Raw genomic sequence first — 11,078 nt, 5'->3', positions numbered from 1 at the left:
CCTTTGTCGTTCGGAGCGCTGGTTTTGGGTTCAGGCAGGGCAGCGGAAGAAGGTGGGACGTCGCCAGCCCCATGTTGTCGGGTGCTCCGCGTTGGCCGGGAGCGGGAACCCGTCGTTATCATCGATCACGCGACGGGCGCGGCGGAAAGTCTGATCGATGCCGCTTCGCGATCCGGCTTTGAACCGGCGTCGGCAGTCGGCAGCCATTATCCGGGGCTGTTGGGCCCGGTGCCGCGGGCCTATGTCGATGCAATGGTGCGGTTCGTTCTGCCGTTCATCGAAGCGCATTTCGATCTTGGAAAGATCGCGCCGGCTCGTGCCCGCGGCAATTTTTCGCTGGTGACGACGCCGCCGGCCGACCTCGAGCCGGAACAACGCATGCCGCATATCGACGCGGCTGACCGGCTGCAGTTCGCCACGGTCCATTTTCTGTGCGATGAAGATCATGGCGGCACCGGCTTCTTTCGTCATCGCGCGACGGGTTTCGAGACGATCGACCGTCAACGGCTCGACGCGTACAATGGTGCGTTGAGCCGCGAGACGGCAGATGACCGTGCCGGCTATCAGCACTCGACCGATTCACGTTTCGAGCGGATCGCGGCATGTGAGGCACGGTTCGATCGCATGCTGCTTTACCGCGCTGCTCTGCTTCATTCCGGCCTGATCGAAAAGATCCCCGATCACGCCGCTGATCCACGGCGTGGCCGGTTGACTGGCAATCTATTTTTGCAATGCGCGGTTCGGCGGTGAGGGGCAGCGGGCTCAAATCGATCGCGATCCTCGGCGGCGGGACGGCCGGCTGGATGGCCGCGGCCGCGCTGGCCAAGGTTCTCGACACCGCTCGCACGTCGATCACGCTCGTCGAATCGGAAGAGATCGGGACGGTCGGCGTCGGTGAGGCGACGATCCCGCCGATCCTCGCCTTCAACAAGTTGCTCGATATCGATGAAGATACGTTCGTCCGGGAAACGAGCGCGACCTTCAAGCTCGGGATCGAATTCGTCGATTGGTTGCGCGTCGGCCATCGATATTTCCATCCATTCGGCAATTACGGGATCGATTTCGGAACCGTGCCGTTCGACGGGCTGTGGCATCGTCTTCGTGCCGCCGACGCGGCTGCCGGTCTCGACGCCTATTCGATCTGTGCGACTGCCGCGCGCGCCGGCAAGTTCATGCGCCCGGCGAGCGGCGGCAACACGCCGCTCGCCCATATTGGCTATGCCTTCCATTTCGATGCGGCTCGCTACGCCCGCTTCCTGCGCAGCTATGCCGAACAGCGCGGGGTCACCAGAATCGAAGGCCGAGCGATGGATGTCGAACGGTCCCATGACGATGGAAGCGTGAGCGCGATCCGGTTGGCCGATGACGGCAGAGTCGAGGCCGATTTCTTCATCGACTGTTCCGGTTTCCGCAGCCTCCTGATCGGCGCGGCGCTGGGCAATGCGTTCGACGATTGGAGCCGGTGGTTGCCGAACGATCGTGCAGCGGTGGTGGCATCGTCGCCGCTCGACGACCTGCCGCCCTATACACGGGCAACCGCGCGCGAGGCCGGCTGGCAATGGCGCATTCCGCTGCAGCACCGCGTCGGCAATGGCTACGTTTTCGCCAGCGACCACCTTTCCGAGGCGAGCGCGATCGAGGCGTTGTCCGGCGCAGTCGAAGGCGAGCTGATCGGAGAGCCGCGCCTTCTGCGATTCCGCACCGGCTGCCGGGCCGTCCTTTGGGATCGCAATTGTGTTGCGCTGGGGCTGTCGAGCGGGTTTCTCGAGCCGCTCGAATCGACCAGCATCCACCTCGTCCAGGCAGGCATTGCTCGCTTGCTGGAGATGCTGCCCAACGGCGAGATCGAGCCCGCCGACGTTCGCCGCTATAATCGCCTCATGCGCGCTGAGTTCGAGAGCGTCCGCGATTTCCTGATCCTGCATTTCCACGCCGTCCAGCGCGACGACACGTCTTATTGGCGGCAACTGCGTGCGATGCCGATCCCGGAAACGCTCGCCGAGCGCCTTCGCATCTATCGCGCTTCCGGGCGCGTTTTCCGTGAGGCGGACGACCTGTTCAGCAAGACGAGCTGGCTGGCGGTGATGAACGGGCAGGGCCTTCGAGCCGAAGGGTACGATCCGCTCGCTGACCGCCTGCCTTTCGATGACGCGAATCGCATGATGGCGAGAGTGGCGTCAGTGACACAGGCGGCCGCAGAACACATGCCGACGCACCGCGATTATCTCGATCGCATCGTCAGTGGCGCGGCGGAGGGAGCCGACCGGGGATGAGCAGGCGCCCGTCGGGCATTGGCCCTATTGCCAGCCGCCGCCCAATGCCATGAACAGCGCGACCTGATCGTCGACGAGCTGGGTCTGCGCGGCGGCGTGTGTGGCTTCGGCCTGGGCGAGGCTGCTTTGCGCTTCGAGCAAGGAGAGGAAATCGCCTCGGCCAAAGCGGAACAGCTTGCTTGCCTGCTGTGCCGACAAGGCGGCGCTGTCGCGGGCACGGCCCAGGGCTGCGGCCTGATCTCGATCGCGGGCGTAGGTTTCGAGTGCGGTCTCGGTTTCGCGAAGCGCGGAAAGAACGGTTGAATCGAAGCCGGCGAGATCGGCATCCACTTGCGCGTTCGCCTCCGCGATGCGCGCCTTCACCACCGGCCGGTTGGGAAAGCTCCAGCTAATCAGCGGCCCGAGGCTGAAGCCGAACGAGGAGGGGCCGCCGATATCCTTGAGGGGCCCCGATATTCCCGCCGAACCGCCGAGGCTGATCTGCGGATAGAGATCGGCCGTGGCGACGCCGATCTGCGCGGTGTCGGCTGCGATGGTCCGCTCCGCCTCGCGGATGTCGGGGCGCCGCCGGATCAGCGCAGCGCCGTCCCCGATCGGAATGGGACGCCCGAGCACCGGCAGCGTTGTGCATTGCTCGACATCGAGGGGATAATCGGCCGGTGGCCGGCCGAGCAACGTGGCCAACAGGTAGAGCGCGCTCTTGCGCTGGGCCGTGAAGGCGGGGAGGGTCGCCTCGCTGGCATCGACCGCGGCCTGGGCGCGGCTGACGTCGAACGCGGTGCCACGGCCGCCGCGCTGCAGCCGCTGTGTCGCATCGAGCGTCTCGCGCTGCAGCTTGACGATGCGGTGCGTGACGGCGAGCCGGTAATTCGCGCCGCAGACGTCGGCATAGGCCTTGGCGGTCGCCGCCGCGACGCTGACGCGGATGGCGTCGCGTGCTGCTTTCACCGCTTCTTGGTTCGCCTGGCTCGCTTCGATCGCGCGGCGGATCTTGCCGCGCAGATCGAGCGGATAGCCCAGCGAGATGCCGAGATCGTAGCTCAATACGCCAGGCAACGATTCGCCCGTGCCCGAAGGCCGGGCGAGCGTCGCGCCGCCCGATAGGCCGGTCGTCAGCGAGCGCCCGGCAGCGGTTTCCCGAACGATCGCATCGGCCTTGCGCAGGTTGGCGTCGGCGGCGCGCAGATCGGCATTCACCGCGAGTGCCTGCTCGACCAGAGCATCAAGGCGCGGGTCGTTGTAGAGGCGCCACCAATGATCGGGCAGGGGGGTATTGGCGAAGGCGGCATCATGGCCGGAGGCGAAGCCGCCGGTCGCGGCGGGATCGGTCGCCACCGAATGTTCTGACGGGCGGTAGTCCGGCCCCGCGGTGGCGCAGCCCGCAAGCAACGCCAGCGCGGCGAGCGAAGCAAGACGGCGTTGCATCACTGCGCTTTCCCGGCGCGCTCGGGCTGGATCGTCACTGTCGCGGTGCGGCCGGATACGAGGCGGATGCCCTTGGGGATGCGGGTCAATTTGATCCGCACGGGAATACGCTGTGCGAGGCGAACCCAGGTGAAGGTGGCGTCGACGCTGGGCAGGAGATTGCCCGAATTGCTCCGTGTCGTATCGTTGATGCCGGCGGCGATGCTTTCGACGCGGCCGTAGAGCGGGCGCGAATCGCCCATCAGCCGCACCGTGGCGGGCGCACCGATGCGGATCAGCGGCAATTTGGTTTCCTCGAAATAGCCCTCGACGCGCAGGCTGTCGGTATCGAGCAGCGCCATCGCCTGCTGCCCGGCGGCGACATAATCCCCCGGATGCAGATCGAGGTTGGTGACGACGCCGTTGACCGACGCCTTGACCTGCGTCCGCGCGAGATTGAGTCGGGCGCCGTCAAGCGCGGTCAGCGCCTCGTCGAGCGCGGCGCGCGCCGTGGCGACGGCGGCGACGTTCTGCTCGTGCGTCTCGGTGGCGACGAGATCGCCCAACGCGAGGTCACGCTTCACCGTGCGCTGCGCCTGGGCGAGCGTGGCACGCGCGCTGGCGACGGTCGCTTCCGCTTGCGCGACGGCGAGCGAATAACGCGGCTTGTCGATCACGAACAACATCTGCCCCGCCTCCACCGGCTGATTGTCGTGCACGTCGACCTCGGTGACGAGGCCGCCGATATCCGGGGTCACGCGCACGACGTCAGCGCGGACGCGGCCGTCGCGCGTCCACGGGCTGCGCTCGTAATGGTGCCACAGCCATATCGCGACGAGCGCGGCGAGGATCACGATCAGGATGGTCGCGGCGCTGCGGCCGATCTGGGTGAGGATGCGATTCATTGGTGAAAGCCGATGATGGGGGAAAGCCAGGCGAAAAAGCCCAGCACCAGGATGAAAAGGCACAGGTCGACAAGCGCCCGATAGGCGAAGAGGCGGTATACGCCGACGAGGTTGAACAGGCGCATCAGCGCCATCGTGACGAGCGACGCGGCGATGCCGAGGATCAGCAGCGTCGGCACGAATACGCCGTAGATCGCGATTTCGCCGGTCATGCGCGCGCCTCCGCTGCCGGATCGGCGTCAGGATAGAGATTGCGGCGGAGGCTGACCAGCGCGAGCGCCGCGGCGCGGCGAACGGCGGCATCGCCGTCTCGTGCAAAGGCATGGATCGCGGCATCGATCTCCGCGAGCAGGCCGGGGCCGGCGGGGGCGGGCGCATCGGGATCGAGCGAGCGATAATAGGCGCCGGCACCGGTCAACACATGGCGCAGGGGTTCGCCGCGATCAGGCGGCAGATCAAGGCGCAATTGGCGCAACTCGCCGATCGCCACCCCGGTGCGCAGGTCGCGCAGCGCATCGTAAAGCGGCGTGCCGGGGGCTCTGCCGCTCACCGCCAACCGCGGTGCCAGCAGCGCGACGCGATCTAGCATGCGATTGATCCATCCGCGCAGATCGACCGGCACCATCAGCGTGCTGCGCTCGGCGATGTCGATCCAGCCGGCGCGAATCGTTCGCCGGATCGCGCCGCTGACGCCGGCCGACTGGAGCAACCGTGCCATGACGATCGCGAAGGCGACGCCGACGAGCTGCGCGACGGCGCCGTTGATGAACGACTGGAAGTCGCTGATGTAACGGTCCGCGATCAGCAGCGGACTGCCGAGGCCGAGCAAGGTCGGCAGCGCTATTCCCGACCAGCGCGGCGAATGCATCAACGTACCGAGGATCAGCAGCGGTGGAGCGTAGGCCGCGGCGAATTGCGCGAAGCCATCGAGCCGCGGCATGATCGCATAGCCGTAGATCGCGCCGAGCAGCGTCGCGATGAGCGTGCCGAAGAAGAACGCGCGCAGGGGCACCAGCGGATCGTCGCTCGCCGAGAACAGCGCAAGGAACACGCCGGCGAGCATCACCGCGGTCGATCCGTCTTGCCAGCCGCTGGCGATCCACAGCGCGGAGCCGACGACGATCGTGAGGAACGCGCCCGTCGCGCCGCGCAAGGCGCCGGCGACATCGCGATGCAATTCGCGGTCGCGGCGCCCTTCGAGGAGCTCGGCGACGCGAGGGGAGACGGGGCGGCGGTCGAGCGTCGAGAGCTGCTCGGAAAGATCGCGGCAATCGCGGTGCGCGGCGATCAGTGCCGAGAGGCGTGCGGCGAGGCTGAGCATCAGCAGATCGCGCCAGCTGCTGCCTTCGGCGACGGCGGGCTCCAGTGCCGCACAACGCGCCTGCAAGGCGATCGCTTCGTCTTCGCGCGCCGCACGGCCCGTGTGGCCGAGCGCATCAAGCCAGGCACGCGTATCGGCAAGTAGCGTCTTGAACGCCGGAGGCACACCGCCGGCGCCGCGGAGTTGCGCGACCCGATCGGCGACCGCGGCGCCGAGCGGCATCAGCAGCGACAATTGGTCCTGTAGCGCGCGTACGGTGCGGACACGCGGCGCGATCCGGCTCGTCTCGAATGGCAAGTGGATCGAAAGCTGATGCAGCTCGGTGATATCCTGCGCGAGGCGGCGGCGTTCGACGTCGACCGCGGCATCGGGCTCCAGCTCGAGCGAATCGCGTGACCATCGCTCGGCATCGCGCACGATCACTGCGACGCGGTTGAGCAGGAATTCAGCGATCGACCGCGGCAGGATCACGGCATGGACCAGGCTGCCGCACAGGATGCCCAGGGTGATTTCCTGCACGCGCAGCGTTGCGACGGTGAAGATCGTGCCCGGCGCCTCGACGCTGGGCAGCGCGATCAGGATGGCGCTGTATCCGGCAAGGACGAACATATACGCGCGCGGCGTTCGGTCGAGCAGTGAGATGAAGACGCACAGGCCCAGCCACAGGCCGATCGCCAGCGTCAGCAACTCGGGCGCATTGTCGAGCGCGGGCACCATCACCACTGCGGCGGCAGCGCCGACGAACGTGCCGATCACCCGGAACATCGCCTTGGAGACCACGGCCCCCGCGAGCGGTTGCGCGACGATATACGAGGTCAGGAACGCCCAATAAGGCCGTTGCAGCCCGATCGACAGCGCAAGATACAGGGCGAGCATCGCCGCCAAATAGGCCTTGATCGAGAAGATCGCGGCATCGATCCCGAACCGCGACGTCATGGCAGGCCACGCCATTCGGCAATCCGCCGCGCAACCAGATCGAGCGTGCGCGTGGTCACCGTGATATCCTCGTCGGTGACTCCCTCGAGCAGATAGGCGCGCAGCGCGATCAGGCGCTCGTCGATCCCGGCCGCGATCGCCGCGCCCGATTCGGTGAGCATCAGCCGATTGGTCCGCCGATCGTCACGATCGGGCTGGCGCGTGACGAAACCGGCATGTTCGAGCTGATGCAGGGTGCGGACCAGCGATGCTTCGGTGATGCCGATCGCTTGCGCCAGATCGGCCTGGCGTGTGGTCGGGCCGAGCCGGGCGAGATGGACCAGCGCCCAGCCTTGCGAATTGGAGATTTCGAGCGACGCCAGCGCTCCATCCGCCAGCCGGTGCCATGCAGCCGCCAACGGGCGCACGCTATTTGCCAGGGCAAACTCCAATTCACGACGCGAGGGCATGGGATTCAATTAGATTGCTAACTAATTAAATCAAGACGTCGGCTGCACGCGTGATGAGTGCGAGGCGCGATCCCTCGGTAATGCGTCGGCCATTAGGGAAGCGATCCGGGCAGGGCCGTCGCCGGTGCGACGTTCAATACGCGCGTGCTACCGCGAACTCGACGGCTTCGATCATTGCATCCTTCGCCGGCCCGCCGGAGAAGATGCCGAGCGCATCAATCGCCCGCTGGCCATAATGGCGCGCCCGTGCCAGCGTGTCCTCGACGGCGCGCGTGGCGCGGACCAGCTCGATCGCATGGGCGAAATCCTCGTCGCTCGCGCGATGTCCGGCGATCGCCTGTTTCCAGAACGCGCGGGCATCCTCATCACCGCGTGCATAAGCCAAGATGACGGGAAGCGTCATCTTGCCTTCGCGGAAGTCGTCGCCGGCGTCCTTGCCCATCGTGCCGGCGTCCGACACATAGTCGATCGCGTCATCGACCAGCTGGAATGCGATGCCGAGGTTGCGGCCGTACGCGTCGAGCGCCTCCTCCTCGCTATCGGGCCGCTCCGCGACCACGGCGGCGATCCGGCAGGCCGCGGCGAACAGCGCCGCCGTCTTGGCGCCGATGATGTCGAGATAGCGTTCCTCGCCGAGATCGATGCGCCGCGCGGCGGTGAGCTGGTTGACCTCGCCCTCGGCGATGATCGCGCTGGCGCCCGACAGGATCTTGAGCACCTTCAGGCTGCCGTCCTCGACCATCAGCTCGAAGCTTTTCGAGAACAGGAAATCGCCGACCAGCACGCTGGCCGGGTTGCCCCAGATGATATTGGCGGTGCGCTTGCCGCGCCGGAGATCCGACCCGTCGACGACATCGTCGTGCAGCAGCGTCGCGGTGTGGATGAATTCTACCGCCGCGGCGAGGCGATGGTGGCGCGTGCCGGGATAGCCGAGCAGCTTCGCGCTGGCGAGCGTCAGCATCGGCCGCATCCGCTTGCCGCCGCCGGCGATCAAATGGCCGGCAAGCTCCGGGATCAACGGGATTTGCGACTGCATCCGATCGAGGATCACGGTATTCACCGCGTTCATGTCGGCAGCGGCGAGCGTCATCATCGGCTCGAGCGAGGGCGCGTGCGGCGTCGGCAGGCGATGGATGGTCGCGGTCATCGCGGCGCGATGTGGCGCCATTATCCGACAAACGCAAGACGCGAAGGGTTGCGTGGGTCGGTCTGCCCGCGCAAAAGGCGCCCGAGGGCGGCACCAGCCCGCACCTCGCCGGCCACCCGATACGATTATCCTCATGGGTGGTCGGGTGGGGAACGGGCCGCGGCCGTGAAAGGAAGAAAATGCCCGACGATACGCTCAGCCGTTACCGCCAGAGCATCGACAATATCGACGCCGCGCTGGTTTTCATGCTCGCCGAGCGTTTCAAGATCACCCAGGCGGTCGGCCGCTACAAGGCGGAAACCGGGATGCCGCCCGCCGATCCGGGGCGCGAGGACCGTCAGATCGCGCGGCTGCGGCAGCTCGCTCACGATGCCGATCTCGATCCCGAGTTTTCGGAAAAATTCCTGCGCTTTGTCATCGACGAGGTGATCCGCCATCACGAAAGGCTGCGCGATGAGCGCTGACCCCGCGATCGGCATCTACGGCAGTGCCGGGCGCATGGGGCGGACGATTGCTGCCCTGCTGCCGGCATTCGGCGTCCGTCTCGCCGGCGGCGCCGATGCCGGGGACGATCCCGCGCCCCTGGCGCGTGACGCCGACGTGCTGGTCGATTTTTCCGCTCCGGGGGCTTTGGCCACCAATCTCGCGGCGGCGCGCGGGGCGTGCACACCGATCGTCGTCGGCACGACCGGCCTGACCGGCGCCCATCACGACCTGATCGATCAGGCCGCTGCCGAGATCGCAGTGCTGCAGACCGGCAACACGTCGCTCGGTGTCACGCTGCTCGCGGCGCTGGTTTGCGAAGCCGCATCCCGGCTGGGCACCGATTGGGACATCGAGATCGTCGAAATGCATCACCGCGAAAAGGTCGATGCGCCGTCGGGCACCGCGCTGCTGCTCGGCGAAGCGGCTGCTGCCGGCCGTGGCGAGGAACTGGCCAACGACAGCGTCGTCGGCCGCGCCGGCCTGACCGGGCGACGCATCGAGGGCACGATCGGCTTCGCCAGCCTGCGCGGCGGCAGCGTCGCGGGCGATCATCAGGTCGTCTTCGCCGGCGATGGCGAGCGGCTCGAACTCGGCCACCGCGCCGAGAGCCGGGAAATATTCGCCCGCGGTGCGATCCGGGCGGCGCTGTGGCTACGTGGCAAGCCAGCTGGGCGCTATACGATGGCCGAGGTGCTGGATTTGTGAAGAAGGCCGATATCGTCGCTTTCTTCTCGCGGCTCGCCGAAGACAATCCGCATCCCGAAACCGAGCTCGAATCGGTCAACGACTATACCTTGCTCGTCGCCGTGGTGCTGTCCGCCCAGGCGACTGATGCCGGCGTGAACAAGGCGACGCGGGCGCTGTTCCAGCAGGTCGATACGCCGGAAAAGATGCTCGCGCTCGGCGAGGAAGGGTTGAAGCGGCACATCAAGACGATCGGCCTGTTCAACACCAAGGCGAAGAACGTCATTGCGCTGTCGCGGGCGCTGATCGCGGACCATGGCGGCAAGGTGCCGGCGAACCGCGATGCGCTGGAGAAGCTGCCGGGCGTCGGCCGCAAGACCGCCAACGTGGTGATGAACGTCGCGTTCGGCGCCGAGACCTTCGCGGTCGATACGCACATCTTCCGCGTGTCCAACCGCACCGGCCTGGCCCCCGGCAAGACGCCGCTTGCGGTGGAGAAGAAACTGGAGAAGGTCGTCCCGCAACCCTTCCGCCTGCATGCACATCATTGGCTGATCCTGCACGGCCGCTATATCTGCAAGGCGCGCCGCCCCGAATGCTGGCGCTGCCCGGTCGCCGACCTGTGCGCCTACAAGCCCAAGACGCCCGCGCCGAAGGCCAAATGAAACCGCTGGCGTGCCGCGCCCGGCTTTGCTAGGCGCGTGCCCGGCCGGCACCCGTAGCTCAGCTGGATAGAGCGCTGCCCTCCGAAGGCAGAGGCCACAGGTTCGAATCCTGTCGGGTGCGCCATATTTCAATGGCTTAGAGGGCCATTGACGGAAATGGTCAAATATCCGTCAAATATCTTTTGGCGGACTTTGGCGGACGCCATCAATGAAAGTGTTCGACGCGCCCCTCTCAAAAGGCTCTATGATTCGCGTGGATCATTCGGCGAAGCAGGCCGACCGGACGCGGTACGAGCCCTTCATTCCCGCCCGCAAATCGAACGCCAGCTATTGTCAAAAGCCGACGTTGAGCGCGTAGCCGCGCAGCGTCGCGTTACGACTGAAGCTGGGCCGTGAGCTGACTGGCAGCTTTGACATAGCTAGAGTGGAAAGCGGACGTTCGTTCCGGCAGGTGATCGAGAAGCCAAGACCTCACGTGCCTACGCACGCCTCTCGAACGTGACCCCTCGTTCATCTATTTCGCGACGTGAGCGAGGACCGTATTGCCGCTCATCGTTGGCCTCGGACCCGCATCGCAGTATGTTTAAACATGGCCACCGAGCGCCTTTACATTGACCTCCTTGCGCTCGCGGCTGAGGCGAAGCCCGCTGGCAGCCTTGAGACGCGCGTAAACAGCTTTCTTGAACCGCGCCGGGTTTGCCGGAGGCTCCAACTCCTGAGAAGGTGGAGCCTGTATGAGCAAGACGACGAACAAGTTTGCGCCGGAGGTCCGCGATCGTGCGGTGCGGATGGTTTTCGATCACGAGCG

The 11,078-nt window shown here is 66.2% G+C and carries 11 protein-coding genes and 1 tRNA gene; 6 read left to right on the top strand and 6 right to left on the bottom strand.

Translation table 11 applies throughout. The features are described from left to right. Positions 1-81: 81 nt before the first annotated feature. Together K7G81_RS18000 and K7G81_RS07525 are read left to right on the top strand one after the other, a co-directional pair. Entirely contained in the window at positions 82-750 is a 669-nt protein-coding gene (locus K7G81_RS18000; protein WP_223030180.1) for a DUF6445 family protein, read from the top strand. Then, on the top strand, positions 732-2,273 hold the full coding sequence (locus K7G81_RS07525) for a tryptophan halogenase family protein (protein ID WP_223030179.1): 1,542 nt from the start codon (positions 732-734) through the stop codon (positions 2,271-2,273). The genes K7G81_RS18000 and K7G81_RS07525 overlap by 19 nt, the downstream gene beginning before the upstream one ends. A gap of 24 nt (positions 2,274-2,297) precedes the next feature. On the opposite strand, the gene K7G81_RS07520 is transcribed toward K7G81_RS07525, so the two are convergent. The 6 genes from K7G81_RS07520 to K7G81_RS07495 all read right to left on the bottom strand — a co-directional run bounded on the left by K7G81_RS07520 (position 2,298) and on the right by K7G81_RS07495 (position 8,435). Then, positions 2,298-3,698, bottom strand: a complete 1,401-nt coding sequence (locus K7G81_RS07520) for an efflux transporter outer membrane subunit (protein ID WP_223030178.1) — start codon at positions 3,696-3,698, stop codon at positions 2,298-2,300. Next, on the bottom strand, positions 3,698-4,582 hold the full coding sequence (locus K7G81_RS07515; RefSeq protein ID WP_223030177.1) for an efflux RND transporter periplasmic adaptor subunit: 885 nt from the start codon (positions 4,580-4,582) through the stop codon (positions 3,698-3,700). The genes K7G81_RS07520 and K7G81_RS07515 overlap by 1 nt, the downstream gene beginning before the upstream one ends. Next, positions 4,579-4,794: a DUF1656 domain-containing protein gene (locus tag K7G81_RS07510; protein ID WP_223030176.1), complete on the bottom strand. Its 216-nt coding sequence runs from the start codon at positions 4,792-4,794 to the stop codon at positions 4,579-4,581. The genes K7G81_RS07515 and K7G81_RS07510 overlap by 4 nt, the downstream gene beginning before the upstream one ends. Continuing rightward, positions 4,791-6,839, bottom strand: a complete 2,049-nt coding sequence (locus K7G81_RS07505) for an FUSC family protein (RefSeq protein ID WP_223030175.1) — start codon at positions 6,837-6,839, stop codon at positions 4,791-4,793. Before K7G81_RS07505 ends, K7G81_RS07510 begins: the two co-directional genes overlap by 4 nt. Beyond that, complete coding sequence (locus tag K7G81_RS07500) at positions 6,836-7,246, bottom strand: MarR family transcriptional regulator (protein WP_369412053.1); 411 nt, start codon at positions 7,244-7,246, stop codon at positions 6,836-6,838. Before K7G81_RS07500 ends, K7G81_RS07505 begins: the two co-directional genes overlap by 4 nt. A gap of 175 nt (positions 7,247-7,421) precedes the next feature. Beyond that, entirely contained in the window at positions 7,422-8,435 is a 1,014-nt protein-coding gene (locus K7G81_RS07495) for a polyprenyl synthetase family protein (RefSeq protein ID WP_223030173.1), read from the bottom strand. 179 nt (positions 8,436-8,614) lie between these two features. Here K7G81_RS07495 and K7G81_RS07490 point away from each other — a divergent pair, with 179 nt between their 5' ends. The 4 genes from K7G81_RS07490 (at position 8,615) to K7G81_RS07475 (ending at position 10,394) form a co-directional block, all read left to right on the top strand. Further along, positions 8,615-8,899, top strand: a complete 285-nt coding sequence (locus K7G81_RS07490) for a chorismate mutase (protein WP_223030172.1) — start codon at positions 8,615-8,617, stop codon at positions 8,897-8,899. Next, positions 8,889-9,626, top strand: coding sequence for a 4-hydroxy-tetrahydrodipicolinate reductase (gene dapB / locus K7G81_RS07485; protein WP_223030171.1), 738 nt, complete (start codon positions 8,889-8,891; stop codon positions 9,624-9,626). Before K7G81_RS07490 ends, dapB begins: the two co-directional genes overlap by 11 nt. After that, positions 9,623-10,270, top strand: coding sequence for an endonuclease III (gene nth, locus K7G81_RS07480; protein WP_223030170.1), 648 nt, complete (start codon positions 9,623-9,625; stop codon positions 10,268-10,270). The genes dapB and nth overlap by 4 nt, the downstream gene beginning before the upstream one ends. Before the next feature lie 47 nt (positions 10,271-10,317). Continuing rightward, positions 10,318-10,394 (top strand) — tRNA-Arg (locus K7G81_RS07475). Positions 10,395-11,078 lie beyond the last annotated feature (684 nt).

Source organism: Hephaestia mangrovi (assembly GCF_019880555.1).
In the GTDB taxonomy this organism is placed as follows: domain Bacteria; phylum Pseudomonadota; class Alphaproteobacteria; order Sphingomonadales; family Sphingomonadaceae; genus Sphingomonas; species Sphingomonas mangrovi.
This window is presented reverse-complemented; position numbering and strand designations above follow the sequence as displayed.

What these genes read in the sequence shown, in the direction of transcription:
- K7G81_RS07525 (WP_223030179.1), top strand. Translation starts at nt 732, where the DNA reads ATGCGCGGTTCGGCGGTGAGGGGCAGCGGGCTCAAATCGATCGCGATC.
- K7G81_RS07520 (WP_223030178.1), bottom strand. Translation starts at nt 3,698, where the DNA reads ATGCAACGCCGTCTTGCTTCGCTCGCCGCGCTGGCGTTGCTTGCGGGC.
- K7G81_RS07515 (WP_223030177.1), bottom strand. Translation starts at nt 4,582, where the DNA reads ATGAATCGCATCCTCACCCAGATCGGCCGCAGCGCCGCGACCATCCTG.
- K7G81_RS07510 (WP_223030176.1), bottom strand. Translation starts at nt 4,794, where the DNA reads ATGACCGGCGAAATCGCGATCTACGGCGTATTCGTGCCGACGCTGCTG.
- K7G81_RS07505 (WP_223030175.1), bottom strand. Translation starts at nt 6,839, where the DNA reads ATGACGTCGCGGTTCGGGATCGATGCCGCGATCTTCTCGATCAAGGCC.
- K7G81_RS07495 (WP_223030173.1), bottom strand. Translation starts at nt 8,435, where the DNA reads ATGACCGCGACCATCCATCGCCTGCCGACGCCGCACGCGCCCTCGCTC.
- K7G81_RS07490 (WP_223030172.1), top strand. Translation starts at nt 8,615, where the DNA reads ATGCCCGACGATACGCTCAGCCGTTACCGCCAGAGCATCGACAATATC.
- dapB (WP_223030171.1), top strand. Translation starts at nt 8,889, where the DNA reads ATGAGCGCTGACCCCGCGATCGGCATCTACGGCAGTGCCGGGCGCATG.